Genomic DNA, 24,020 nt, shown 5'->3' with positions numbered 1-24,020 from the left:
TCATGCAGCGGTCATGCGTCCAGCGAACGCAGCGACTTGCGCCAGAACCGCCAGCGCTGGCCGCGGCGCAGGCGCAGCCGGGTGCCGTCCTCGAAATCGAGCAGCAGGGTGTCAAATTCGTCGCGTTCCATCGAGGCCAGCAGCGGCGGCAGCACCTGCGTGCCGAGCACGTCCAGCGAGCGCAGGTGGCGCAGGTCGACCAGGCTGTCGCCGATCGCGCCGCGCGCGGTGTCGGCCGCCGGCGTGGTGGTCGCAGCGCCGGCCTCGCCGGCCAGGGCCTGCAGCAGCGGATCAGGGCTGCGCACGTTCATGTAGCTCGACTGCACGCTGTCCGGCGCCACGCCGGCGCCCCAGAACCACAGCGAATTGACCGCGGGCCGGCCATGGTCCGCACGGGCGCGGTTCCACGGGTGCTGGTGCAGCGCGACCTGGACCTCGGTGATCAGTGCGCGCCAGCGGCGCGATACCGCGTCGTCGCCCTGCGGGATCGCGTTGAACAGGTCGTCGCCGACCGCGTCCTCGGGCGGGACGAAGTCCGGCAGCGGCGTGCCGGCGGGGGAGCGCAGGGACCAGCGCGCCGGATGCGGCGCATCCAGCTCGTACCCGGCATCGCCGACCAGCGGGCGCAGGATCGGCAGCAGCGCCTGCGCGTCCAGCACGTCCATGCCCAGGCCCTCGCCCCAGCCGAGCAGGCGCACGCCGTTGAGGTCCGGCGCCACATGGGCCGGGTCGGCGCGCAGCCACAGCGAGTTGCCGGCATCGCTGCCGGCGTCGGCGCGGCGGGTGAGCGCGGCCACCGGCAAGCGGTCCGGGGTCAGGCGGAAATGCCTGCGCAGCTGGGCACGGCCGCCGGCATCCAGCTGCTCGCGGTCGGCGCGCCCGAGGGCGCGCGCGGCCGGCCGCGGCAGGGCCCCGGGCAGCCTGTCGCGGGACGGCAGCAGGAGCGCGATGGCGGTCATCGCCGTGCGCTCAGCCCACGTACTCGACGCTGACGATCTCGAACTCGCGCTGGCCGGCGGGCGCGTCGATCACGATCGAGTCGCCCTCCTCCTTGCCGATCAGCGCGCGTGCCACCGGCGAGGAGATCGCGATCAGGCCCTGCTTGATGTCGGCCTCCAGGTCGCCAACGATCTGGTAGCGGACCTCCTCGTCGGTCTCGACGTCGGCCAGGGTCACGGTGGCGCCGAACACCACCTTGCTGCCGGCGTTGAGCTTGGTCACGTCGATCAGGTCGGCGTGCGACAGCTCGCTCTCCAGCTGCTTGATGCGGCCTTCGATGAAGCCCTGCTGCTCGCGCGCGGCGTGGTATTCGGCGTTCTCCTTCAGGTCGCCGTGGCCACGCGCTTCGGCGATGGCGGCGATCACTTCCGGACGCTTCACCGACTTGAGGTGCTCCAGCTCCTCGCGCAGGCGCTGGGCGCCTTTCAGGGTCAGGGGTGCTCTCACGATTGCAGCTCCTTGTGCAGCTCCTGCAGCGACCAGACCGGGCCGGTGCCGCGGAATTCAAGCGAATGCACCAGCGCCTTGGCGCCGGCGACGGTGGTCGAATAGGTCACGCGCTGCTGCAGCGCCTCGCGGCGGATCGAGAACGAGTCGGAGATCGCGGCACGGCCTTCGGTCGTGTTGACGATGTAGGCGATCTCGCCGTTCTTGATCGAGTCGACGATGTGCGGGCGGCCCTCGGCGACCTTGTTGATCACCGTGCACTCCACGCCGTTGTCCTGCAGCCACTGCGCGGTGCCGCGGGTGGCGACGATGCTGAAGCCGCGCTCGACCAGGGCCCTGGCCACCGGCAGCACGCGCTTCTTGTCCGGATCGCGGACCGAGACGAACGCCTTGCCCGGCTGAGGCGCCCTGATGCCGCCGGCCTCCTGCGCGCGCGCCATGGCCGCGCCGAAGCTGCGGCCCACGCCCATCACCTCGCCGGTGGAACGCATCTCCGGGCCCAGGATCGGGTCCACGCCCTGGAACTTGGCGAACGGGAAGATCGCCTCCTTCACCGAGTAGTAGGCGGGGACGACTTCCCTGGTGGCGCCCTGCTCGGCCAGGGTCTTGCCGGCCATGCAGCGGGCGGCGATCTTGGCCAGCTGCACGCCGGTGGCCTTGGACACGAACGGCACGGTGCGCGAGGCGCGCGGGTTCACTTCCAGCAGGTAGACGGTGTCGTCGCCGTCCTCGTTGGTCTGGATCGCGAACTGGGTGTTCATCAGGCCGACGACGTTGAGGGCCTTGGCCAGTTCGACCACCTGGCGGCGCAGCTCGTCCTGGGTCGCCTGCGACAGCGAGTACGGCGGCAGCGAGCAGGAGGAGTCGCCCGAGTGCACGCCGGCCTCCTCGATGTGCTCCATCACGCCGCCGATCAGGGTGGCGCCGGTGGCGTCGGCGATCAGGTCGACGTCGACCTCCACCGCGTTGTCCAGGAAGCGGTCCAGCAGCACCGGCGAGTCGTTGGACACCTTCACCGCGTCGCGCACGTAGCGGGCCAGGTCGGCCTCGCCGTACACGATCTCCATGGCGCGGCCGCCCAGCACGTAGCTGGGACGCACGACCAGCGGGTAGCCGATCTCGCGGGCCAGGGTCAGCGCCTCGTCGGCGGTGCGCGCGGTGCGGTTCGGCGGCTGCTTCAGGCCCAGCTTCTCGACCAGCTGCTGGAAGCGCTCGCGGTCCTCGGCCAGGTCGATGGAGTCCGGGCTGGTGCCGATCACCGGCACGCCGTTGGCTTCCAGCGCGCGCGCCAGCTTCAGCGGGGTCTGGCCGCCGTACTGCACGATCACGCCCTTGGGCTGCTCCAGCTCGACGATCTCCAGCACGTCCTCGAGCGTGAGCGGCTCGAAGTACAGGCGGTCGGAGGTGTCGTAGTCGGTGGAGACCGTCTCCGGATTGCAGTTGACCATGATGGTCTCGTAGCCGTCCTCGCGCAGGGCGAGTGCGGCGTGGACGCAGCAGTAGTCGAACTCGATGCCCTGGCCGATGCGGTTCGGACCGCCGCCCAGGATCATGATCTTGTCGCGGTCGGACGGGTTGGCCTCGCACTCGTCCTCGTAGGTCGAGTACAGGTACGCGGTGCCCGTGGCGAACTCGGCGGCGCAGGAGTCGACGCGCTTGTACACCGGACGCACCTTGTGCGCGCGGCGCAGGGCGCGGATGGCGGCCTCGTTGGTGCCGGCCAGCTGCGCCAGGCGCGCGTCGGAGAAGCCGTCGCGCTTGAGCTTGCGCAGGCGCGCGGCGTCCAGCGAATCCAGGCCATCGGCGGCCACGCGCTTCTCCTCCTGGATGATCTCCTCGATCTGGTCCAGGAACCACGGGTCGATGAACGACAGGGCGTGGATCTCATCCACGCTCATGCCGGCGCGGAACGCGTCGGCCACGTAGAACAGGCGCTCCGGGCCGGGCGCCTTGAGCTCGCGGCGCAGGGTAGCCAGGTCGTCCTCGTCCGCCAGGTCCAGGCCGGTGGGATCGAAGCCGACCTTGCCGGTCTCCAGGCCGCGCAGGGCCTTCTGCACCGACTCGCGGAAGGTGCGGCCCATGGCCATCACCTCGCCCACCGACTTCATCTGGGTGGTCAGGCGCGAATCGGCCTGCGGGAACTTCTCGAAGGCGAAGCGCGGGATCTTGGTGACCACGTAGTCGATCGCCGGCTCGAACGAGGCCGGGGTCTTGCCGCCGGTGATCTCGTTCTTCAGCTCGTCCAGGGTGTAGCCCACGGCCAGCTTGGCCGCGACCTTGGCGATCGGGAAGCCGGTCGCCTTGGAAGCCAGGGCCGAGGAACGCGACACGCGCGGGTTCATCTCGATCACCACGACGCGGCCGGTCTGGGCGTTGATGCCGAACTGCACGTTCGAGCCGCCGGTATCCACGCCGATCTTGCGCAGCACCGCGATCGAGGCGTCGCGCAGGCGCTGGTATTCCTTGTCGGTCAGGGTCTGGGCCGGGGCCACGGTGATCGAGTCACCGGTGTGCACGCCCATCGGGTCCAGGTTCTCGATCGAGCAGACGATGATGCAGTTGTCCGCGGTGTCGCGGACCACCTCCATCTCGAACTCCTTCCAGCCCAGCACCGATTCCTCGACCAGCACCTCGTGCACCGGCGACAGCTCGAGGCCGCGCTTGACGATCTCCTCGAACTCCTCGCGGTTGTAGGCGATGCCGCCGCCGCTGCCGCCCAGGGTGAAGGACGGGCGGATGATGGTCGGGTAGCCGACCTTGGCCTGGATCTCGACCGCCTGCTCGAAGCTCCTGGCCACCTCGGCCTTCGGGCACTCCAGGCCGATTTCCTGCATGGCCACGCGGAACAGCTCGCGGTCCTCGGCCATGCGGATGGCCTCGCGCTTGGCGCCGATCAGCTCGACGCCGTACTTCTCCAGCACGCCGTTGTCGGCCAGGTCCAGGGCGCAGTTGAGCGCGGTCTGGCCGCCCATGGTCGGCAGCAGCGCGTCGGGCTTCTCCTTGGCGATGATCTTCTCGACCGTCTGCCAGTTGATCGGCTCGATGTACACCGCGTCGGCGGTGTCCGGGTCGGTCATGATCGTGGCCGGGTTGCTGTTGACCAGCACCACCCGGTAGCCCTCCTCGCGCAGCGCCTTGCACGCCTGCGCGCCCGAGTAGTCGAACTCGCAGGCCTGGCCGATGACGATCGGGCCGGCGCCGATGATGAGGATGGTCTTGATGTCGCTGCGCTTGGGCATTTCGTTCTCTGGATTGCGGGGAGCGCGCCTTGGGCTGCGGCTCCCGGGCCGGTAGGCGTGTCGGTCCGGGGCCGGTCAGGCCGCCATCGACGCCACGAAACGGTCGAACAGGGGCGATACGTCGTGCGGGCCCGGCGAGGCTTCCGGATGGCCCTGGAACGAGAACGCCGGCGCGTCGGTCAGTTCGATGCCCTGGTTGGTCCCGTCGAACAGCGAACGGTGGGTGACCCGCACGTTGGCCGGCAGGCTGGCCTCGTCCACCGCGAAACCATGGTTCTGCGAGGTGATCAGCACGCGGCCGGTGTCCAGGTCCTGCACCGGATGGTTGGCGCCGTGGTGGCCATTGGCCATCTTCATGGTGCGCGCGCCGGCGGCCAGCGCCAGCAGCTGGTGGCCCAGGCAGATGCCGAACAGCGGCACCTTCTTCGCCACGAACTCGCGGATCGCGGCGATCGCGTAGTCGCACGGCTCCGGGTCGCCGGGGCCGTTGGACATGAACACGCCGTCCGGGTTGAGCGCCAGTACCTCGGCGGCCGGGGTCTTCGCCGGCACCACGGTGACCTCGCAGCCGCGCTCGGCGAGCATGCGCAGGATGTTGGTCTTCACGCCGAAGTCGTAGGCCACGACGCGGAACTTCTTCTCCGTGGTCACGAAGGCGTTGGCGTCCAGGTCGAGCTGGCCCTCGGTCCAGGCGTAGCGCTCGGTGGTGCTGACCACCTGGGCCAGGTCCATGCCCTTCAGGCCCGGGAACTTGCGCGCCGCTTCCAGCGCGGTGTCCACGCCGATGCCCTCGCCCGCCATCAGCGCGCCGTTCTGGGCGCCGCGCTCGCGCAGCAGGCGGGTCAGCTTGCGGGTGTCGATGCCGGCGATGGCGACCACGCCGCGCGCGGCCAGCCAGTCCTGCAGCGGGGCTTCGCTGCGCCAGTTGCTGGGGCGTCGCGGCACGGCGCGCACGATCAGGCCGGCCGACCAGACCTTGCCGGCCTCGTCGTCCTGGCCGGTGCAGCCGGTGTTGCCGATGTGGGGATAGGTCAGGGTGACCAGCTGCCGCGCATAGGACGGGTCGGTCACGATCTCCTGGTAGCCGGTCATGGCGGTGTTGAACACCACTTCGCCGACGGCGAGGCCACTTGCGCCTACGGATTCGCCCTCGAACACGGTGCCGTCTTCGAGGACGAGGATTGCGGGATGGGTCACGTCGTTCGCCTTCAGGTGGAGGAGCCCTGTCGCCGGCCCAGCCAGAGGCGGGCTGCAAAAAACCGCGGACTGGCATCTCTCCGGTCCGGGCATGGGGTAACAGGCGAGCGGGAATTGTACCGGCGACGCCCCCAAAAGGGAACGCCGCCGTTCAGCGCGGGGAACGGCCCGGTGCTGGTTTCAGTCGCTCCCGAAAAGCAGGCCGCGCATGGTGTAGAGGCCCGCCGGACGGCCCGCCAGCGCCGTCGCGGCCTGCAGCGCACCGCGGGCGAAGATGTCGCGGCTGGTGGCGCGGTGGACCAGCTCCACGCGCTCGCCCTGCCCGGCAAACTGCACCGTATGTTCGCCGACGATATCGCCGGCGCGCAGGCTGGCGTAACGCGGTTCGGCGCCGCCGCGGGCGGCCGACTCGCCCAGGGTCAGCGCGGTCCCCGAGGGCGCGTCCTTCTTGTGCACGTGGTGCTGCTCGACGATGTCGCAGTCCCAGCCGGCCAGCGCGCGCGCGGCCTGCTCGACCAGCGCGTCGAGTACCGCCACGCCGACGCTGAAATTGGACGCCCACAGCACCGGGATCGAGCCGGCGGCATCCTGCAGCGCCTGGCGCTGCTCACCTGAAATGCCGGTGGTGCCGGACACCAGCGGCCGCCCGCGGCGCACGCACTGCGCCAGCACCGGGCCGAAGCCGTCGGGCAGGCTGAAGTCGATGGCCACGTCGAAATCCGGCACGCCGGACAGCTCGGCAGCGGCGAACTGCGGGATGCCGTCGACCACCCGCTGCAGCGGCGCGCGGCCGGTCACCGCCGCGACCACCTGCCAGCGCTCCGGCGCTTCGGCTGCCAGTCGCAGCAGGGTCCGGCCCATGCGCCCGGAAGCGCCGTGAATGAGGATCCGCAGAGGCGTGCTGTCCATAGGCCTCGCAGGCTAGCCGGGCGGCATGGCACCCGGCAAGCCGCCAGATGGCAGGACGTGGCCGGCGGCGCGGCTTACCAGACCAGGTCGTCGGGCACCTGGTAGCGCGGATCGGCGTAGGGATCCTCTTCCGCCGTGGCGTTGGGATCGACCCTCAGCGCCACCGCCTGCGGGAAGATCGCCTCGGCCTGGTCCAGCACCGCGGCCTCGACCAGGATGTAGCGTCCGTTGAGCTGGACCACGCCAAGTTCGCCGGCATTGAGCGCGCGCAGCTGTCCGGCGTTGACGTAGACGCGCTTGATCTTGCCGCCGTACTCGAAGTGGCGGGCAATGTCCGCCGCCTCGTCGTTGAGGGCCTTGTCCTTCAGCAGCTCCTCGAGCTTCGCCCGCGCCTCGCGGCGCTGGCGCGCCTCTTCCTGGCGGCGCTGCTCGGCCTCGAGGCGCTCCTGCTTCTCCTGCTGGGCACGCAGGGCCCAGGCCTTGCCCAGGTCCATCTCGCCGGCCGGCTTGCGCCTGGGCGCGCCTTCACGGCGCTGGCCGGCGGCCTGCCCCGCATCCCGGCCACGACCGCCCTGCCCCTGCGGGCCACCCTTGCGGGCACCGGAAGGCGACTGCGGACGCGGCTTGCCGCCGCCGTCCTGGCGCGGCTGCGGGCGGCGTTCGGGCGCGGGCGCCTTGAAGCCGAGGTTGAGGAGCTGGTCGCGAAGGGTATCGGTCATGGGCGGGAACGGGCCACGGGCCCTGGATCGGTTGCGGCGGCGCGGCCGCCACGGAAATCAGTAGTGCGGCGGCGGCGGTTCGCTTCCGGGGTCGGCATAGAGCGTACCGCGCAATCCGCGCAGGTCGGCCAGCACCGCCTGCAACAGCGCGTCGGTGCGCGCACGCTCCAGCCGCGCCTCGGCCAGCGCCTGGCTCAGCTCCGTCAGCGCCTGTTCCTGGAACGCCAGTCGCGTCTCCAGTTCCACCAGGCGCTGCTCGAGTTCGTCCTGCCCGTATTGCATGTCGCTTCAAGTCCTCGCCGCGCGCACGGCCGGCCATGTTGCCCGACCGCCGCCCGGACCAGCCGGGCGGCGCACGGCGCTTCCCCGGAAGATCAGGGGGCGATGCCCAGCAGCTCGACGTCGAAGGTCAGCGTCGCGTCCGGGCCGATCACGCCACCCGGAGCGCCGTTGGCGCCATAGGCCAGGTCGGACGGGATCCAGAAGCGGTACTTGGCGCCCACCGGCATCAGGGCCACGCCCTCGGTCCAGCCGGCGATCACGTTGCGCAGCGGGAACTCGGCGGGCTGGCCGCGCGAGTACGAGCTGTCGAACACGGTGCCGTCCAGCAGCTTGCCCTCGTAGTTCACGCGGACGGTGTCGCTGGGGGTGGGACGCGGGCCATTGCCCTGGCGCAGGACCATGTACTGCAGGCCCGACGGGGTGGTGATCACGCCCTTCTGCTTGCGGTTCTCGGCCAGGAACGCCGCGCCCTCGGAGCGGTTCTTCTCGGCGGCGGCCTGCTGCTTCTTCGCCAGGTATCCCTGCAGGGCGGCGCCGGCCTCCTCGCGGGTCATCAGCGGCTTGCCCTTGGCGAAGGCGGTGCGCACGGCCTGCATCAGCACCTCCAGGTCGATCTCGTCCTTCAGCGGCAGCAGCGACGGGCCGACCATGCGGTCGCCGACCAGCAGGCCGACCTGGTCTGGCGCGGGCTTCGGCGGCTCGGCGCCCGGGGCCATGCCCGGCACACGCTGGCCGGAGCGGGCAGCCATCGCCGCGCGCAGCGCGGCGTCGGTGGCGCGCGCGTCATCTTCGGACTGCAGCGGCTGCCCGCCGGCGAAGGCATTGGCGACGGCGCGCTGCATCGCGTCCACGTCGACGTCCTGGGCCAGCGGCTCGAACGAGCTGGCCACGTCCAGGCCGATGGCGTAGCTGATCCGGTCCTTCTCGGTGGCCAGCGTGGCCTTGTCCTGGGCCATCGCCGCGCCGGCCACCATGCTCGCTCCCATCACCAGCGACGCCAGGGCGCCGCGCATGCGGTTGTTCATTCGTTACGGTTCCAATGAGGTGGATCGATTGCCGGCACGCGGCCGGTCGGCGCGCATTGTCGCACGCGCCGCGGCGGGCGGTCAGCGCGCCGCGGCGGCCGTGCCGCGCGGCGCCGGACGGGCGAGCTCGCGTTCGATCGCCGCCACCAGCGCCGGATCATCCGGCTCGACCTTGCTGGGCCAGTTCGCGACCACCCGCCCGTCCCGCGAGACCAGGTACTTGTGGAAGTTCCAGCCCGGCTGCACGCCGGTTGCCTTCGCCAGCCGGCGGTACAGCGGCGTGGCATCGTCGCCGGTGACCTGCACCTTCTCGTACATCGGGAACTTCACCCCGTACGTAAGCGTGCAGAACTCGGCGATCTGGGCCTCGTCGCCCGGCTCCTGGCCACGGAAATCGTTGGACGGGAAACCAATCACCGAGAACCCGCGCCCGGCGTAGCGCTGCTGCAGCGCCTCCAGGCCCTCGTACTGGGGGGTGAAGCCGCACTTGCTGGCGGTGTTGACCACCAGCAGCACCTGCCCGGCGTGGCGCTGGGCCAGGTTCACGGTGCTGCGCGAGGCCAGCGGGCGGTATTCGACATCGAGCAGGTCGGGGCCGGCCGCTGGAGCAGCCGCGGCAAGGCCAAGCAAGGCCAGCGCAATCAGGAACTTGGGCGTTTTCATCGACTCCTCCCGGGGATCGGCCGGATAGGCCATCAGTTGGGGGCAAAGCTGTTTGACATGCCGTGTATAGGTGTTATAGTTTAATACAACACCAGTCACCCAGAGCAGGACGCCCCATGAACCGCATTACCCACGCAGGCCGCCGTTTCTGGCTCATCGCGTCGGGCGTTGCCGTGGCCCTCTGCACCATGGCCTGGTTGCTGCCCGCCCACGAAGGACGCCAGGGCGATTATGGACTCGGCGAGGCCGCAGTGGAGCGCGCCGAAGCCGGGCTGGAGGCGGCGGCCGAACGGCCGGCCTACCGGCTGCGCGCGTCGCTGTCCATGCCTTATTTCTCCTTCGCGCACGCGCTGCGCTCCCGGAGCTGAACGAATGAGCGACATCCAGTGGAGCGACGGCGCTCCGATCTATCGTCAATTGAAGGAGCGCGTGATCGCCATGATGCTCGACGGAATCCTCAAACCGGGCGACGCCCTCCCCTCGGTGCGCCAGGTGGCGGCCGAGTACCAGCTCAACCCCATCACCGTCTCCCGCGCCTACCAGGAGCTGGCCGACGAGGGACTGGTGGAAAAGCGTCGCGGCCTGGGCATGTTCGTCACCGAGGAGGCCTCGCGGAAGCTGCGCAGCAGCGAGCGCGAACGCTTCCTCACCGAGGAATGGCCCGCGGTCGTCGAGCGCATCCAGCGCCTCGGCCTGTCGGCACAGGAACTGCTCCAGTCCGTGGGGAAGAACTGACATGAATGCGCTCGCTCCCGAAACCTCCGCCGCGCCGGTGGTGTCCGCCCGCGGCCTGCGCAAGGCCTACAAGAACAAGCTCGCCGTCGCCGGCGCCGACTTCGACATCGGCGCGGGACGCATCGTCGGCCTGATCGGCCCCAACGGCGCCGGCAAGACCACGGCCCTCAAGGCCATCCTTGGCCTGACCCCGTTCGACGGCCAGCTGACGGTCCTGGGCCTGGATCCGCGCACCCAGCGCGACGAACTGATGAAGCAGGTCTGCTTCATCGCCGACGTGGCGGTACTGCCGCGCTGGATGCGGGTCAAGGAAGCGGTCGACTTCGTCGCCGGCGTGCATCCGCGCTTCGACCGCGACAAGTGCGAGCGCTTCCTGGCCAACACCCAGCTCAACCCGAAGCTGCGGGTGCGCGAGATGTCCAAGGGCATGATCGTGCAGCTGCACCTGGCCCTGGTGATGGCGATCGACGCCCGCCTGCTGGTGCTGGACGAGCCGACCCTGGGCCTGGACATCCTCTACCGCAAGCAGTTCTACCAGCGCCTGCTGGAGGACTACTTCGACGAGCAGAAGACCATCCTGGTCACCACCCACCAGGTGGAGGAGATCGAGCACATCCTCACCGACGTGCTGTTCATCCGCGACGGCCGGATCGTGCTGTCGGCGGAGATGGAGCACCTGGCCGAACGCTACACCGAAGTGCTGGTCGGTGCCGACCGCGCCGCCGAGGCACGCGCCCTGGGTCCGGTGGAGGAACGCGCCCTGCCCTTCGGCAAGACCGTCTTCCTGTACGACGGGCTGGCGCCGGAGCGCGCCGCCGCCCTCGGCGAGGTCCGCACGCCCGGCCTGGCCGACCTGTTCGTCGCCCTGATGAAAGGAACCTACGCATGAATGCCATTGCCGCAAACATCGCCGGCAACCGCTGGACCCGGACCTTCGGCTGGCTGCTGCGCCGCGAATACTGGGAGAACCGCGGCGGTTTCCTGTGGGCCCCGCTGATCACCGGCGGCATCACCGTCTTCCTGTCGTCCCTGCTCGCGGCGACGGTCGCGGTACAGGCGCGCCGCGAACCGCCGGGCGCCATCACCGACCTGGCGGGCTACCTCGACGCCGTGGGCGCCGCCGGCGATGGCCTGCTGATCGCCGGCACCAGCATGACCGCGGTGGGGCTGGGCTTCGTGGTGTTCTTCTACGCGCTGGGCAGCCTGTACGCCGACCGCCGCGACCGCAGCGCGCTGTTCTGGAAGTCCATGCCGGTGTCGGACACCCAGACCGTGCTGTCCAAGGCCGCCTGGGCACTGCTGCTGGCGCCCCTGCTCTCGGCCGTGATCGGCCTGCTGGTCGGCGTGGTCCTGTGGCTGATCGCCGCGGTGGCCATGGTCGCCGGCGGCCTGCCGCACGCCTCGGCCCTGTTCACCCACTCGCATCCGTTCACCGTGGCCGGGCGCATGCTGGCGACCGTGCCGCTGGACACGCTGTGGATGCTCCCGGCGGTGGGCTGGCTGATGTTCTGCTCGGCCCTGGTGCGCAGCAAGCCCTTCCTGTGGGCCGCACTGGTGCCGGTGCTGGGCTGCGTCATGACCACCTTCGTGGGCTTCATCGCCAACAACGTGCTGGCCGGCCCCGCCCTGCCCCTGGGCAAGCTCTGGTACGTGGCCGTCTACCGCGGACTGATGAGCGTGATGCCGGGCACCCGCAACCTGCGCGAGCTGGAGAACATGTCCGGCGACGGCATCGACGGTCCCGCCCAGCTGGTCGGCCGGATCCTGGACCACAGCAGCAACTGGAACGCGATCGGCACCTGGGACCTGTGGATCGGCGTGGCAGTGGGCGTGGCCTTCATCGCCGCCGCCATTCCCCTGCGTCGCTGGCGCGACGAAGCCTGATCCGCGGCAAGGCCCAGCCACCGCCAATACGGAGATCCCCATGAAGAACCTGCTTCCCATCCTGCTCTGCCTGTCCCTGGCCCCCGCCACCGCGCTGGCCGAAAAGCGCTGCGAGCATTCGGCCGGGCGCGCCGTACAGCTGGACCTGGAAGGCGTGCGCACGGTGCGCGTGGAGACCGGCCAGCACCTGGTGCGGCTGGCGGCCTCCGCCAGCGGCCAGCACCGCATCGATGGCCGGGCCTGCGCGTCCAGCGCCGCCCTGCTCGACGAACTGGAGCTGGTCCAGCAGCGCCAGGGCGACACCCTGGTGGTGTCCGCCCGCGGACCGGCCCCGCGCCTGAACCTGACGGGCCGTTCCCATGGCTGGATGGAGCTCTCGGGCACCGTGCCGGACGACGTGCTGGTGCAGCTGGTGGTCGGCTCGGGCGACGCCATCCTCGACGGCGGCGCTGCCGCCAGCGTCGATGTCGGCTCGGGCGATGCGCGCCTGCGTGGCATCCGCGGCGCGGTGACCGCCAAGGTGGGCTCGGGCGACATCGAAGTCGCCGGCGCCGGCGCGCTGAAGGTGCTGTCGATCGGCTCGGGCGACGTCGAGGCGCGCGACATCGGCGGCGACGTCGAGGTCGGCAGCATCGGTTCCGGCGACTTTGAGCTGGAAGGTGCGCGCGGCGACGTCGGGATCGGCTCGATCGGCTCCGGCGATGCCAGCCTGGCCCGCGCCGGCGGCACGGTGCGGGTGGGCAGCGTCGGCTCCGGCGACCTCGAGGTCCGTGGCGCCGCCGCCCTCAAGGTCGACAGCGGCGGCAGCGGCGACGTCCGCCATCGCGACGTGCCCCGGGTCGACGTGCCGCGTCGTGACTGACAGGAGGACCTCCATGTACACCCGGACTGCTGTTCCCTACCGTTTCCGCGGCCTCGTGCTGGCCGCCCTGCTGCCGCTGTCGGCCGTGGCGGCCCCTGCCGACGGCGTTTCCGGCGAGATCGCCTCCGAACTGGCGGCCGCACGCGCCGAGGTCCGGCGGGAAATGACCGCGGCCCGCGCCGAGATCCAGCGCGAGAACCTCGAGCTCGGCGACAGCCTGAACTTCGGTTCGCGCAAGCCCCGCAAGGGCGATCCGGACCGCCCGCGCGGCGAGATCACCCCCGACGGCGACCTGCTGGTCGACGGCAAGCCGGTCGCGATCGATGACGCGCAACGCCGGCAGCTGCTGGCCTATCGGCAGCAGGTGATCGCGGTGGCCCTGGCTGGCATGGATGTCGGCGAGCAGGCGGCCCAGGTCGCGCTGGATACCGTGGACCGCGGACTGTTCAGCCTGTTGTTCAACGCCATGACCGGCCGCCTCGAGCGCAAGCTGGAGCGCGACATCCTCGCCAGCCTGGAGCCGGGCCTGGTGCAGCTGTGCGGCAGCCTCCCGGCGCTGTACCAGACGCAGCAGGCGCTGGCCGCGGACCTGCCGGAGTTCCGGCCGTACGCGACCCTGCAGGCCGACGACGTCGAGCGCTGCGAATCGGACCTGCGGCGCGAATTCGCCCGCCTGTGAGGAGAACCTGCATGCGCATCCATGTCCCGATCCTCCCGCTCGCCCTGGTCGTCCTGCTGCCGCTGGCCGGCTGCGGGGACCGCGGACAACAGGACACGCCCGGCGATTCGCTGGTGACCCGCGGCATCAAGGCTGCGATCGAACGCGCGGACAAGCGGCTGGAAGACCAGAACATCAGCATCGGCGGCAAGAACCGCAATGGCGTCCAGTTCGGCAACGACACCGGGAACCTGCCGCACGCCGAGATCACCCCGCAGGGCGACCTGCTGATCGAGGGCAGGGCGGTGGCCATCGACCCGAACCAGCGCCGCCTGCTGCTGGAGCATCGCCGGCAGGTGATCTCGATCGCCAGGGCCGGCCTGGCGGCGGGGGCACGCGGAGCGGGCCTGGGCGTCACCGCCGCCACCGGCGCCCTGAAGGCGGTGGCCACCGGCAGCACCGAGGAGTTCGAGGCGCGCATGGAGGCCGAAGGCGACCGCCTCGAGGCCGAGGTCATGGCCGGGGTCTGCAGCGCCCTGCCCGGCCTGCTGGCCTCGCCGCAGGCCCTGGCGCGCGCCCTGCCCGAGTTCCGACCCTACGCCACGCTGGACGAGCAGGACGTGGCCACCTGCGGCAAGGATGGCGATGGCAGCCGGAAGCTCGAGGTCACCGCGAACCTGTCCGGCGCCCTGGACCCGGCGGCCGGGGAGATGGATGCCGCCGCCGAGGCCGATGCCGCGGCGCGGGGCACGTCCTCGCGGCAGTGATCCGGCGGTCCCGTCCGGCCGCGGCCGGGCCCTCCCCCGGCCATCGCCCACGCGCGGCGATCGCTCCAGTCGGATCCCGCCATCGCCACCGGATCGCGATGGCTCCCATCCCCACTGTCGCGGCCCACGTCACGACGGATTCCCCGGGCCGCGCATGCGCGGCCTTCTTTTTTCAGCCGCCGCCACCGCCCGGCTTGCCGTGGATGCCGCCGCGCGCGAGCACGGCCGGATCAAGCAGCGGCGCAAGCGTCTTCGCCGGGAGCCCGGTGACCTCCATCGCCACCTCCAGCACCGGCCGGCCTTCCTTGTATGCCTGCTTGGCGATGGCCGCACCCTTCTCGTAGCCGATCACCGGATTGAGCGCAGTCACCAGGATCGGATTGCGGTCCAGCGCCTGTTTCACCACCTCGCCGCGCACCTTCAGCCCGGCAATGCAGCGGTCGGCCAGCAGCCGCGACACGTTCGACAGCAGCTGCACCGACTCCAGCAGGTTGGCCGCTACCAGCGGCAGGGTCACGTTGAGCTGGAAGTTGCCGGCCTGGCCGGCCACGGTAATGGCGGTGTGGTGGCCGATCACCTGCGCGGCGGCCATCACCGTGGCCTCCGGGATCACCGGGTTGACCTTGCCCGGCATGATCGAGCTGCCCGGCTGCAGCGCCGGCAGCTCCAGCTCGCCCAGGCCTGCCAGCGGGCCGGAGTTCATCCAACGCAGGTCGTTGGCGATCTTGATCAGGGCCACCGCCAGCGCGTTGAGCTGGCCGGACAGTTCCACCGCGTCGTCCTGCGAGGCCAGGCCCTCGAACTTGTCCTGCGCGCTCTCGAAGCGGGTGCCGGCCAGCCGCGACAGCGCGCGCGCGGCGCGCTCGCCGAAGCGCGGATCGGCGTTGATGCCGCTGCCGATCGCGGTGCCGCCCAGCGGCAGCCGGCGCAGGCGCTTGAGCGCGTCCTCCAGGCGGCCTTCGGCGGAAGCCAGCTGCGAGGCCCAGGCCCCGAATTCCTGGCCGAAGGTGAGCGGCATCGCATCCATCAGGTGGGTGCGGCCGGTCTTGACCACCTTGCGCAGTTCGCGGGCGCGTTTCTCGATGGTGCGGCGCAGGTGCCGGATCGCCGGCAGCAGGTCCTCGACGACGGCCAGCTGCGCGGACACGCGGATCGCGGTGGGCACCACGTCGTTGGAGCTCTGCCCCAGGTTGACGTGGTCGTTGGGATGCACGGCGCGCTTGCCGGCCCTGCCCGAGGCATTGGCCAGGCTGGCGATCACCTCGTTGGCATTCATGTTGGACGAGGTGCCCGAACCGGTCTGGTAGATGTCGACCGGGAAATGGGCGTCGTGCAGGCCCTCGGCCACTTCCAGCGCGGCGGCGCGGATCGCGCCGGCCAGGTTCTTGGGCAGCAGGCCCAGTCCGGCGTTGACCTCGGCCGCGGCCGCCTTGACCAGGCCCAGCGCGCGGATGAAACCGCGCGGCATCGGCCGGCCTGACACCGGGAAGTTCTGCACCGCGCGCTGGGTCTGCGCGCCCCAGAGGGCGTCGGCGGGAACCTGCAGCTCGCCCATGCTGTCGTGCTCGACACGGGTGCGCCGGGCCGGCGCGGTGGTATCAGGCCGCGCCGGTGACTTCCTGGCGCGGGGGGAACGTGCGGGGGATGGACTCATGGCCGTCTCCGGCGTTGGGGATCGCGGCGAGCATACCCCCGCCAGTGTCCATGGCTGTCGCCACTCCGCGGCCCCGGTCTGTTCCGGCCATGCAACTGTGCTGCGTACTCCCCGCAGACCTGACAAGCGAAGCTCCCAAAGCGGGGCGCGATCGCCTCGGGATCGGGTGTGCTTGGTTCTGGCGGTCCTGGCGTGGGCAGCTCCGGACGGAGCCGCGGTGCTCAGGGGGTGCGGCGCATCGCGCGACTCCGCCATCCAGGCTCCAACGCGCGACCGCAGGCCATCCATGGCCTGCTTGCGCCGCGCCCCCTGGCCACCGCGTCTTCGGGCACGCCCCGGTCACAGCTTCGTTTCTCTCCCCGTGATGCCACGGAAGGGCGGGCGGGAAGGTCGGCATTCCGGCCGTGGCCGGGCATCGTCCCTCACCCACCGCCCTCTGCCGGAGGGCGAGGGGGAGAACAGGAGCGAAGCCACGAGCTGGAAACTCCCGAAGCCGCGGTGGTGCGGGGGCATGGGGCAAGCGGCACATGGATGTGCCGCGGTCGCGCGTTGGAGCAGGACGCGGAGCCGCGCGATGCCCCATGCCCCCGCACTGCCGCGGCTCCCCCCGGAGCCCGCCGGCTGCCCGCCTGGCCTCGACCAACCCGCCACTCCATTGCAGGCTGATGCGGCAGGACCAACGGCGCGTGGCGACGCGCCAGGCGCCCCGCCCGGCACGCCCCGCGTGCACGCCTTAAACTATGCGGCCCTGTTTCCCAGCCAGCCGCCCTCCAATGACGGATTCCGCCCTGCTCGCCCTGTCCCCGCTCGACGGCCGCTATGCCGGCAAGGTCGACGCCCTGCGCCCGATCTTCTCCGAGTACGGCCTGATCCGCGCCCGCGTGCGGGTGGAGATCGAGTGGCTGCTGGCCCTGGCCGCCGAGCCGGGCATCGTCGAGCTGCCGGCGTTCTCCGATGGCGCACGCCAGCGCCTGCGCGACCTCGCGAGCGGCTTCTCGGTCGCCCATGCCGCTCGGGTCAAGGAGATCGAGCGCACCACCAACCACGACGTCAAGGCGGTGGAGTACTTCATCAAGGAGCAGCTGCGCGACGATGCCGAGCTCGGCCCGGCGCTGGAATTCGTGCACTTCGCCTGCACCAGCGAGGACATCAACAACCTGTCCTACGCGCTGATGCTGCGCCAGGCCCGCGACGAGGTGCTGCTGCCGGCGCTGGACGGCGTCACCGCCAGCCTGCGCAGGCTGGCCCACGAGCAGGCCGCCCAGCCGATGCTGTCGCGCACCCACGGCCAGACCGCCTCGCCCACCACCCTGGGCAAGGAAGTCGCCAACGTGGTCGCGCGCCTGGAGCGGCAGCGCCGGCAGATCGCCGCGGTCGAGCTGAGCGGCAAGATCAACGGCGCGGTCGGCAACTACAACGCCCACACGATCAGCTACCCGGACGTGGACTGGCCTGCGTTCGCGCAGCGCTTCGTCGAATCACTGGGCCTGCCGTTCAATCCCTACACCACCCAGATCGAGCCGCACGACAACGTCGCCGAACTGGGCGACGCGGTGCGCCGCGCCAACACCGTGCTGGTCGACCTGGCCCGCGACATCTGGGGCTACATTTCGCTGGGCTACTTCAAGCAGAAGCTCAAGGAAGGCGAGATCGGCTCCTCGACCATGCCGCACAAGGTCAACCCGATCGACTTCGAGAACGCCGAGGGCAACTTCGGCATCGCCAACGCCCTGTTCGAGCACTTCTCCGCCAAGCTGCCGATCAGCCGCTGGCAGCGCGACCTCACCGACTCCACCGTGCTGCGCGCCCTGGGCACTGCCTTCGGCCACACCCAGGTGGCCCTGGATTCGCTGGCCAAGGGCCTGGGCAAGCTGGAAGTGAACCCGCAGCGCCTGGACGCCGACCTCGACGCGGCCTGGGAAGTGCTGGCCGAGGCCGTGCAGACGGTGATGCGCCGCCACGGCCTGCCCAACCCGTACGAGCAGCTCAAGGCCCTGACCCGCGGCCAGGGCATCACCGCCAAGTCCATGCGCGCCTTCATCGCCTCGCTGGACCTGCCTGAGGACGCCCGCGCCCGCCTGGCCGCGCTGACCCCGGCCGGCTACACCGGCCTGGCCGAACGCCTGGCCCGCGCGATCTGACCCACCGGACCGGCCCCCGCATGCGGGCCGGTCTCGTTTCCGGGCACGCCAGTGGCTTGACCCTGCTCAAGGCATGCCTGGTTCCCTGCGATATCCTGCGCGCGTCGCAACTGCCCGACCGCGCCCGCGCTGCGGCGTCCCACCCGCACCGCAAAGTCGACGCCATGCACCTGCTGATCAACATCGACGTCGACGACCTGGCCCGCGCCGAAGCCTTCTACCGGGATGCCTTCGGGCTGTCGCCGGCGCGCCGCTTCGGCGACGACGGGATCGAGATGCTCGGCGCGCAGGCTCCCATCTACCTGCTGCGCAAGCCGGCCGGCTCCATCGCCGCCGGTGATGCGCGGCGCGACTACGACCGACACTGGACCCCACTCCATCTGGATGTCGTGGTCGATGACCTGGACGCGGCCCTGGCCCGCGCCCTCGCTGCCGGCGCCCGCGCCGAAGGCCAGGTGCGCGAAGCCTCGTGGGGGCGCATCGCACGGCTGGCCGACCCGTTCGGGCACGGCTGGTGCCTGCTCCAGTTCCTCGGCCGCGGCTACGACGAGATCGCCCCATGACCTCCAAGCGCCCCACGAAACCCAGCAAGACCGCCCAGACCAAGAAGTCCGCAACGTCCGCCAAGGCGGCCCCGCGCGCCCGCGCCCTGCCCTTCGAGGTCGACGCCAGCCGCAACCAGCCGCTGGGCATGTCGCCGCAGGCGTTCCTGCGCGACTACTGGCACAAGCGCCCCCTGTTGATCCGCAACGCCTTCCCCGGCTACCAGACCCCGGTGATGCCCGAGGACCTGGCCGGCCTGGCCTGCGAGGAAGGCGTGCTGGCGCGCCTGATCAGCCACGACCGTGCCAGTGACGCCTGGGACGTGCGCCACGGCCCGTTCCAGGAAGAGGACTTCCCCGGCATGCCCGACCATGACTGGACCCTGCTGGTCCAGGACGTGGACAAGTGGGACCCGGACGTGGCCGCGCTGCTGGAGCACTTCCGCTTCCTGCCGCGCTGGCGCATCGACGACGTCATGATCAGCTTCGCCGCCACCGGCGGCTCGGTCGGCGCACACGTCGACCACTACGACGTGTTCCTGCTGCAGGCCCATGGCCACCGGCGCTGGATGATCGACGCCTCGGCGGCGATGGGCCGCCCGGCGCCGGACCTGTCCTTCCGCGAGGACGCGGCGATCAAGCTGCTGCGCCAGTTCAACCCGACCCATGACTGGGTGCTGGCCCCGGGCGACATGCTCTACCTGCCGCCGCTGGTGCCGCACCACGGCGTGGCCGAGGATCCGTGCCTGACCTTCTCGGTCGGCATGCGCGCCCCGTCGGCCGCCGAGCTGATGGGCGACTGGCTGGACGAGGTGCTGCTGGATGCCGACGAGGCGATCCGCTACCACGACGAGGACCTGGCCTTGCCGGCCGATCCCAACGAGATCGACGTGTCGGCCATGAACCGCGTGGTCGAGGCGCTCAACGCCATCCGCATGAACGACCCGGACCGGCTGGGCGACTGGTTCGGCCGCTTCATCACCACCTATCGCGCGGCCGGCGACGTGATGCCCTCCGGCCACGAGCTGCCGCGCGAGGGCTTGGAGGAAGTACTGGCCCAGGGCGGCGCCCTGCACCGCCACCCGGCCTCGCGCCTGGCCTGGCGCCGTCGCCACGACGGCCGCGACGCCAGCCTGTACTGCAGCGGCCGCACCCTGGTGGTGCCGCAGGCCGACGCCCGCCGCCTGGCCGACGCCACGGTGCTGGACCTGGCCACCTGGCAGGCCCTGTCCCCCGCCGCGCGCGACGCCGGCTTCGCCCTGTACCAGGCCGGGCACTACGGACTGGACAGCGGTGCCGGCGACGACGCCGGCGAGGACGAGGTCGAAGCCTGATGGCACCTGCCGCCGTCGCCCTGGCCGACTACGCCCGCGAGCATGCCGACGTGCATGCCGTGCGCACGACGGTATTCGTCGAAGGCCAGGGCGTACCGGCGGAACTGGAGCGCGATGCGCTGGATCCGGTCAGCGCCCACGTGCTGGCCCGGACCGCCGACGGCACGCCCGTCGGCACGGCGCGGCTGACCCCGGACCGGCGGATCGGGCGCATGGCGGTGCTCGAGGCCTACCGCGGCCGCGGCATCGGCGAGGCCCTGCTCGAGGCGCTGGTGGCCCATGCCCGCGCCCGGGGCTGGCCCGAGGTGAGCCTTCACGCCCAGCTGCATGCCCTGCCGTTCTACGCCCGCGCCGGATTCGTGCCCTGCGGGCCGGTATTCAGCGAGGCCGGGATCGACCACCGGCTGATGGTCCGGCGCCTGCCCGGCTCCAGCCCGGTGGAGGACGCAGAAGCCGCCGCAGCGGTGCTGGTGGCGCTGGCCGGCCATGCCCGTCGTGGACTGTCCATCTACAGCCGGGCACTCGACCCCGGGCTGCTGGACCGTCGCGACGTGGTCGACGCCATCCGCCGCTTCGCCACCCGCCGCGGTCGCTGCCAGGTGAGGATCCTCCTGCAGGACGCGGCCACACCGCAGCGCGAGGATGCGCCCCTGCTGGCCCTGGCCCAGCGCCTGCCCAGCGTGTTCGAGCTCCGCCAGACCGACGATCCGGTCGACGGCCGCTACCCGTCCGCCTACGCCTTCAACGACACCGGCGGCGCCCTGTTCCGCCCGCTGGGCCAGCGCTTCGAGGGCGAAGGCGGGATCGAGGACCGGCCGGCGGCGCGCCGCCTGGCCCAGGCCTTCGAACCGGTGTGGACGCGCTCGCGGCCCTGCACCGAGCTGCGCGCCCTGGGCTGATCGCGCCGGTGCGGCGCGGGTGTCCTCATCACACCGTTGCGTTCCATTGGCGATGCTTGGCCGCGCCGAAGGTGAACCGCACCTCGACAGGTGCCGCCGTCAGGTTAATGCGCCCTTTGGCTAAGGCCCCCCGCGGCTGAATGGGGGTTATACTTTTGCGGCTTTCCGGGCCGGCCAAGGGCCAGTCCCGGGGTCGGCGGCGCGACCGCCCTTCCTCCAGACGCGACATATCGTGGACAACCTACTCAAGCAGTTTGCGCAGTCTTCGCAGCTCGGCAGCAATGCCGCCTTCATCGAGGACCTGTACGAGCAGTACCTGGTCTCCCCCGACAGCGTGGACCCGAAGTGGAAGGCCTACTTCGACGGGTTCAAGGGACGCGAAGCCGGAGACGTGCCGCACTCGGCGGTCATCGCCCACGTGGCCGAAGCCGCGCGCAACGCCGCCAATGCCGCGCCTGCCGCGCAGGGCGCCGGTGACGAGCGCGAGCGCAACGTCGGCCGCCTGATCACCGCCTACCGCTCGCGCGGCCACCTCGGCGCGAAGCTCGATCCGCTGGGCCTGACCCCGCCGATGAACCCGCCGGACCTGGGCCTTGAGTTCCACAGCCTGTCCGAGCGCGACCTGGACGCCGAGTTCAGCACCGGCGGCCTGGCCGGCCAGCCGCGGATGAAGCTGCGCGACCTGCTGGCGCGCCTGAAGGCGACCTACACCGGCTCGATCGGCGCCGAATTCATGCACATGGCCGAGGTCGAGCAGCGCCAGTGGCTGTACCAGCGCCTGGAGCTGGCCGGCGGCGACTACAACCTCAGCGCCGAGACCCGCAAGCGCGTGCTGGAACGGCTGACCGCCGCCGAGGGCCTGGAGCGCTACCTGCACACCAAGTACGTCGGCCAGAAGCGCTTCTCGCTGGAAGGCGGCGAATCGCTGATCCCGCTGCTTGACACCGTGATCTGCCAGTCCGGCGTGGACAAGGTCAAGGACATCGTCATCGGCATGGCCCACCGCGGCCGCCTGAACGTCCTGGTCAACACCCTCGGCAAGAACCCGCGCAAGCTGTTCGACGAGTTCGAGGGCAAGTTCGAGCACGACGCCCTGGCCCACGCCGGCGACGTGAAGTACCACATGGGCTTCTCGGCCGACATCGCCACCCCGGGCGACCCGGTCCACCTGGCCCTGGCCTTCAACCCCTCGCACCTTGAGATCGTCGACCCGGTGGTCGCCGGTTCCGCGCGTTCGCGCCAGGAGCGTCGCGGCGACACCGAGCGCTCCAAGGTCCTGCCGATCCTGATCCACGGCGACGCGGCCTTCGCCGGCCAGGGCGTGGTGATGGAGCTGTTCCAGATGTCGCAGGCGCGCGGCTTCGCCGTCGGCGGCACCGTGCACGTGGTGGTCAACAACCAGGTCGGCTTCACCACCAGCAACAAGGAAGACGCCCGTTCCACCCTGTACTGCACCGACGTGGCCAAGATGGTCGGCGCCCCGGTGTTCCACGTGAACGGCGACGACCCGGAAGCGGTGGTGTTCGTGGCCAAGCTGGCCTACGAGTTCCGCCAGAAGTTCAAGAAGGACGTGGTCATCGACCTGGTCTGCTACCGCCGCCACGGCCACAACGAGGCCGACGAGCCGGCGGCGACCCAGCCGGTGATGTACCAGACCATCCGCAAGCACCCGACCACCCGCGAGCTGTATGCCGGCAGGCTGGAGAAGGCCGGCGTGATCGCCGCCGACGAGGGCAAGGCGCTGGTCGACGGCTACCGCAACAAGCTCGACGCCGGCGAGGTCACCACCGAGCTGGCGCCGTCCAAGCCCGAGGACTACGAGCTGACCATCGACTGGTCCAGGTACCTGTCGGGCAAGCTCTCCGACCCGGTCGACACCCGGGTCAAGAAGGGCACGCTGCAGCAGCTGGCCAAGCTGATCAACACCATCCCGCAGGGCGTGTCGCTGCATCCGCGCGTGGCCAAGATCTACGAGGACCGCGCGAAGATGAGCGCCGGCGAGCTGCCGGGCGACTGGGGCTTCGCCGAGAACCTGGCCTACGCCACCCTGCTGGCCGAAGGCCATGGCCTGCGCCTGGTCGGCCAGGACGCCGGCCGCGGCACCTTCTTCCACCGCCACGCGATCCTGCACGAGCAGAAGACCGACAGCTACTACCTGCCGCTGCGCCAGCTGGTCGACAGCCCGGAGCGCTGCACCATCATCGACTCGCTGCTGAGCGAAGAGGCGGTGATGGCGTTCGAGTACGGCTTCTCCACCACCGACCCGAACACCCTGGACATCTGGGAAGCCCAGTTCGGCGACTTCGCCAACGGCGCGCAGGTCGTGATCGACCAGTTCATCGCCGCCGGCGAGGCCAAGTGGGGCCGCATCTCCGGCCTGACCCTGCTGCTGCCGCACGGCTACGAAGGCCAGGGCCCGGAGCACAGCTCCGCGCGCCTGGAGCGCTTCCTGCAGCTGTGCGCGCTGGAGAACATGCTGGTCTGCGTGCCGACCACCCCGGCCCAGTGCTTCCACATGCTGCGCCGGCAGATGAAGATGGCCACCCGCAAGCCGCTGGTGGTCATGTCGCCGAAGTCGCTGCTGCGCCACAAGCTGGCCGTGTCGACCCTGGACGAGCTGGCCAACGGCGAGTTCCAGCACCTGATCCCGGACGCCTCCGCCGACCCGAAGAAGGTCAAGCGCGTGGTGCTGTGCTCGGGCAAGGTCTACTACGACCTGCTGGAGGACGCGCAGAAGCGCGGCCAGGACGACGTGGCCATCATCCGCGTCGAGCAGCTCTACCCGTTCCCGCGCGCCCTGCTGTCGGCCGAACTGCAGCAGAAGTACACCAAGGCCACCGACGTCATCTGGTGCCAGGAAGAACCGCAGAACCAGGGCGCCTGGTACCAGATCAAGCACCACCTGCAGGCGTGCCTGGCCAAGGGCCAGGCGCTCAGCTACGCCGGCCGCAGCCGCTCGCCCTCGCCCGCCGTCGGCCACTTCGCCGACCATGTGGCCGAGCAGCAGCAGCTGGTCGCCGACGCGCTGGTCAACCCGCCCGGCAGCCAGGTCGTCGCCGAATAA

22 protein-coding genes are annotated in these 24,020 nt (G+C 70.8%); 12 read left to right on the top strand and 10 right to left on the bottom strand.

What is annotated here, in order from left to right:
* Window positions 1-11: 11 nt before the first annotated feature.
* The 9 genes from CSC68_RS11015 to CSC68_RS10975 form a co-directional block, all read right to left on the bottom strand.
* Entirely contained in the window at window positions 12-959 is a 948-nt protein-coding gene (locus CSC68_RS11015) for a phosphoglycerate mutase (protein WP_162203609.1), read from the bottom strand.
* Window positions 960-969: 10 nt separating this feature from the next.
* Window positions 970-1,446, bottom strand: coding sequence for a transcription elongation factor GreA (greA, locus tag CSC68_RS11010; protein ID WP_162203608.1), 477 nt, complete (start codon window positions 1,444-1,446; stop codon window positions 970-972).
* Window positions 1,443-4,685 carry a carbamoyl-phosphate synthase large subunit gene (gene carB / locus CSC68_RS11005; protein ID WP_162203607.1) on the bottom strand — a complete coding sequence of 1,081 codons (3,243 nt, stop codon included), beginning with the start codon at window positions 4,683-4,685 and terminating at the stop codon, window positions 1,443-1,445. Before carB ends, greA begins: the two co-directional genes overlap by 4 nt.
* Window positions 4,686-4,760: 75 nt before the next feature.
* Window positions 4,761-5,882, bottom strand: a complete 1,122-nt coding sequence (gene carA, locus CSC68_RS11000) for a glutamine-hydrolyzing carbamoyl-phosphate synthase small subunit (RefSeq protein WP_162203606.1) — start codon at window positions 5,880-5,882, stop codon at window positions 4,761-4,763.
* A 180-nt stretch (window positions 5,883-6,062) separates the two neighbouring features.
* Window positions 6,063-6,791: a 4-hydroxy-tetrahydrodipicolinate reductase gene (dapB, locus tag CSC68_RS10995; RefSeq protein WP_162203605.1), complete on the bottom strand. Its 729-nt coding sequence runs from the start codon at window positions 6,789-6,791 to the stop codon at window positions 6,063-6,065.
* A 74-nt stretch (window positions 6,792-6,865) separates the two neighbouring features.
* The gene (locus tag CSC68_RS10990) at window positions 6,866-7,510 is read right to left on the bottom strand and encodes a DUF2058 family protein (protein WP_162203604.1); all 645 of its coding nucleotides are present in this window, start codon (window positions 7,508-7,510) and stop codon (window positions 6,866-6,868) included.
* A gap of 57 nt (window positions 7,511-7,567) precedes the next feature.
* Window positions 7,568-7,792 (bottom strand): SlyX family protein, encoded by a 225-nt coding sequence (locus CSC68_RS10985; RefSeq protein WP_162203603.1) that lies wholly within the window; start codon window positions 7,790-7,792, stop codon window positions 7,568-7,570.
* A gap of 92 nt (window positions 7,793-7,884) precedes the next feature.
* On the bottom strand, window positions 7,885-8,817 hold the full coding sequence (locus tag CSC68_RS10980; protein ID WP_162203602.1) for an FKBP-type peptidyl-prolyl cis-trans isomerase N-terminal domain-containing protein: 933 nt from the start codon (window positions 8,815-8,817) through the stop codon (window positions 7,885-7,887).
* Window positions 8,818-8,898: 81 nt separating this feature from the next.
* Window positions 8,899-9,480: a glutathione peroxidase gene (locus CSC68_RS10975; protein ID WP_162203601.1), complete on the bottom strand. Its 582-nt coding sequence runs from the start codon at window positions 9,478-9,480 to the stop codon at window positions 8,899-8,901.
* A gap of 116 nt (window positions 9,481-9,596) precedes the next feature.
* Here CSC68_RS10975 and CSC68_RS10970 point away from each other — a divergent pair, with 116 nt between their 5' ends.
* Genes CSC68_RS10970 through CSC68_RS10940 form a run of 7 tightly spaced genes read left to right on the top strand, consistent with a single transcriptional unit; the run spans window position 9,597 to window position 14,386 of the window.
* Window positions 9,597-9,848, top strand: coding sequence for a hypothetical protein (locus CSC68_RS10970; RefSeq protein ID WP_162203600.1), 252 nt, complete (start codon window positions 9,597-9,599; stop codon window positions 9,846-9,848).
* A gap of 4 nt (window positions 9,849-9,852) precedes the next feature.
* Complete coding sequence (locus tag CSC68_RS10965; RefSeq protein ID WP_162203599.1) at window positions 9,853-10,215, top strand: GntR family transcriptional regulator; 363 nt, start codon at window positions 9,853-9,855, stop codon at window positions 10,213-10,215.
* Between the two features lies 1 nt (window position 10,216).
* Window positions 10,217-11,104 carry an ABC transporter ATP-binding protein gene (locus CSC68_RS10960; RefSeq protein WP_162203598.1) on the top strand — a complete coding sequence of 296 codons (888 nt, stop codon included), beginning with the start codon at window positions 10,217-10,219 and terminating at the stop codon, window positions 11,102-11,104.
* A complete protein-coding gene (locus tag CSC68_RS10955; protein ID WP_162203597.1) occupies window positions 11,101-12,099 on the top strand; it encodes an ABC transporter permease in 999 nt (332 codons plus the stop codon). The genes CSC68_RS10960 and CSC68_RS10955 overlap by 4 nt, the downstream gene beginning before the upstream one ends.
* Window positions 12,100-12,139: 40 nt before the next feature.
* Entirely contained in the window at window positions 12,140-12,961 is an 822-nt protein-coding gene (locus tag CSC68_RS10950) for a DUF4097 family beta strand repeat-containing protein (protein WP_162203596.1), read from the top strand.
* Window positions 12,962-12,974: 13 nt separating this feature from the next.
* Entirely contained in the window at window positions 12,975-13,640 is a 666-nt protein-coding gene (locus tag CSC68_RS10945; RefSeq protein ID WP_162203595.1) for a YggN family protein, read from the top strand.
* Between the two features lie 11 nt (window positions 13,641-13,651).
* On the top strand, window positions 13,652-14,386 hold the full coding sequence (locus CSC68_RS10940; RefSeq protein ID WP_162203594.1) for a hypothetical protein: 735 nt from the start codon (window positions 13,652-13,654) through the stop codon (window positions 14,384-14,386).
* A gap of 172 nt (window positions 14,387-14,558) precedes the next feature.
* Here the strand turns inward: CSC68_RS10940 and CSC68_RS10935 are convergent, their stop codons facing one another.
* Entirely contained in the window at window positions 14,559-16,040 is a 1,482-nt protein-coding gene (locus tag CSC68_RS10935; RefSeq protein ID WP_162203593.1) for a class II fumarate hydratase, read from the bottom strand.
* A 773-nt stretch (window positions 16,041-16,813) separates the two neighbouring features.
* On the opposite strand from CSC68_RS10935, the gene purB reads away from it, so the two are divergent.
* The 5 genes from purB to CSC68_RS10910 all read left to right on the top strand — a co-directional run bounded on the left by purB (window position 16,814) and on the right by CSC68_RS10910 (window position 24,020).
* Window positions 16,814-18,181, top strand: a complete 1,368-nt coding sequence (gene purB / locus CSC68_RS10930; protein WP_162203592.1) for an adenylosuccinate lyase — start codon at window positions 16,814-16,816, stop codon at window positions 18,179-18,181.
* 164 nt (window positions 18,182-18,345) lie between these two features.
* The gene (locus CSC68_RS10925; RefSeq protein ID WP_162203625.1) at window positions 18,346-18,744 is read left to right on the top strand and encodes a VOC family protein; all 399 of its coding nucleotides are present in this window, start codon (window positions 18,346-18,348) and stop codon (window positions 18,742-18,744) included.
* Entirely contained in the window at window positions 18,741-20,057 is a 1,317-nt protein-coding gene (locus CSC68_RS10920; protein ID WP_162203591.1) for a ribosomal protein uL16 3-hydroxylase, read from the top strand. Before CSC68_RS10925 ends, CSC68_RS10920 begins: the two co-directional genes overlap by 4 nt.
* Window positions 20,057-20,956: a GNAT family N-acetyltransferase gene (locus CSC68_RS10915; RefSeq protein WP_162203590.1), complete on the top strand. Its 900-nt coding sequence runs from the start codon at window positions 20,057-20,059 to the stop codon at window positions 20,954-20,956. Before CSC68_RS10920 ends, CSC68_RS10915 begins: the two co-directional genes overlap by 1 nt.
* Before the next feature lie 232 nt (window positions 20,957-21,188).
* The gene (locus CSC68_RS10910; protein ID WP_162203589.1) at window positions 21,189-24,020 is read left to right on the top strand and encodes a 2-oxoglutarate dehydrogenase E1 component; all 2,832 of its coding nucleotides are present in this window, start codon (window positions 21,189-21,191) and stop codon (window positions 24,018-24,020) included.

Origin of the sequence: Pseudoxanthomonas suwonensis, from assembly GCF_010093235.1 — a bacterium.
Lineage (GTDB): Bacteria > Pseudomonadota > Gammaproteobacteria > Xanthomonadales > Xanthomonadaceae > Pseudoxanthomonas > Pseudoxanthomonas suwonensis.
This window is presented reverse-complemented; position numbering and strand designations above follow the sequence as displayed.

Excerpts from the sequence above, each read along its gene's own strand:
- CSC68_RS11015 (WP_162203609.1), bottom strand. The coding sequence starts at position 959 with ATGACCGCCATCGCGCTCCTGCTGCCGTCCCGCGACAGGCTGCCCGGG.
- carB (WP_162203607.1), bottom strand. The coding sequence starts at position 4,685 with ATGCCCAAGCGCAGCGACATCAAGACCATCCTCATCATCGGCGCCGGC.
- dapB (WP_162203605.1), bottom strand. The coding sequence starts at position 6,791 with ATGGACAGCACGCCTCTGCGGATCCTCATTCACGGCGCTTCCGGGCGC.
- CSC68_RS10990 (WP_162203604.1), bottom strand. The coding sequence starts at position 7,510 with ATGACCGATACCCTTCGCGACCAGCTCCTCAACCTCGGCTTCAAGGCG.
- CSC68_RS10985 (WP_162203603.1), bottom strand. The coding sequence starts at position 7,792 with ATGCAATACGGGCAGGACGAACTCGAGCAGCGCCTGGTGGAACTGGAG.
- CSC68_RS10980 (WP_162203602.1), bottom strand. The coding sequence starts at position 8,817 with ATGAACAACCGCATGCGCGGCGCCCTGGCGTCGCTGGTGATGGGAGCG.
- CSC68_RS10975 (WP_162203601.1), bottom strand. The coding sequence starts at position 9,480 with ATGAAAACGCCCAAGTTCCTGATTGCGCTGGCCTTGCTTGGCCTTGCC.
- CSC68_RS10970 (WP_162203600.1), top strand. The coding sequence starts at position 9,597 with ATGAACCGCATTACCCACGCAGGCCGCCGTTTCTGGCTCATCGCGTCG.
- CSC68_RS10965 (WP_162203599.1), top strand. The coding sequence starts at position 9,853 with ATGAGCGACATCCAGTGGAGCGACGGCGCTCCGATCTATCGTCAATTG.
- CSC68_RS10960 (WP_162203598.1), top strand. The coding sequence starts at position 10,217 with ATGAATGCGCTCGCTCCCGAAACCTCCGCCGCGCCGGTGGTGTCCGCC.
- CSC68_RS10955 (WP_162203597.1), top strand. The coding sequence starts at position 11,101 with ATGAATGCCATTGCCGCAAACATCGCCGGCAACCGCTGGACCCGGACC.
- CSC68_RS10950 (WP_162203596.1), top strand. The coding sequence starts at position 12,140 with ATGAAGAACCTGCTTCCCATCCTGCTCTGCCTGTCCCTGGCCCCCGCC.
- CSC68_RS10945 (WP_162203595.1), top strand. The coding sequence starts at position 12,975 with ATGTACACCCGGACTGCTGTTCCCTACCGTTTCCGCGGCCTCGTGCTG.
- CSC68_RS10940 (WP_162203594.1), top strand. The coding sequence starts at position 13,652 with ATGCGCATCCATGTCCCGATCCTCCCGCTCGCCCTGGTCGTCCTGCTG.
- CSC68_RS10935 (WP_162203593.1), bottom strand. The coding sequence starts at position 16,040 with ATGAGTCCATCCCCCGCACGTTCCCCCCGCGCCAGGAAGTCACCGGCG.
- purB (WP_162203592.1), top strand. The coding sequence starts at position 16,814 with ATGACGGATTCCGCCCTGCTCGCCCTGTCCCCGCTCGACGGCCGCTAT.
- CSC68_RS10925 (WP_162203625.1), top strand. The coding sequence starts at position 18,346 with ATGCACCTGCTGATCAACATCGACGTCGACGACCTGGCCCGCGCCGAA.
- CSC68_RS10920 (WP_162203591.1), top strand. The coding sequence starts at position 18,741 with ATGACCTCCAAGCGCCCCACGAAACCCAGCAAGACCGCCCAGACCAAG.
- CSC68_RS10915 (WP_162203590.1), top strand. The coding sequence starts at position 20,057 with ATGGCACCTGCCGCCGTCGCCCTGGCCGACTACGCCCGCGAGCATGCC.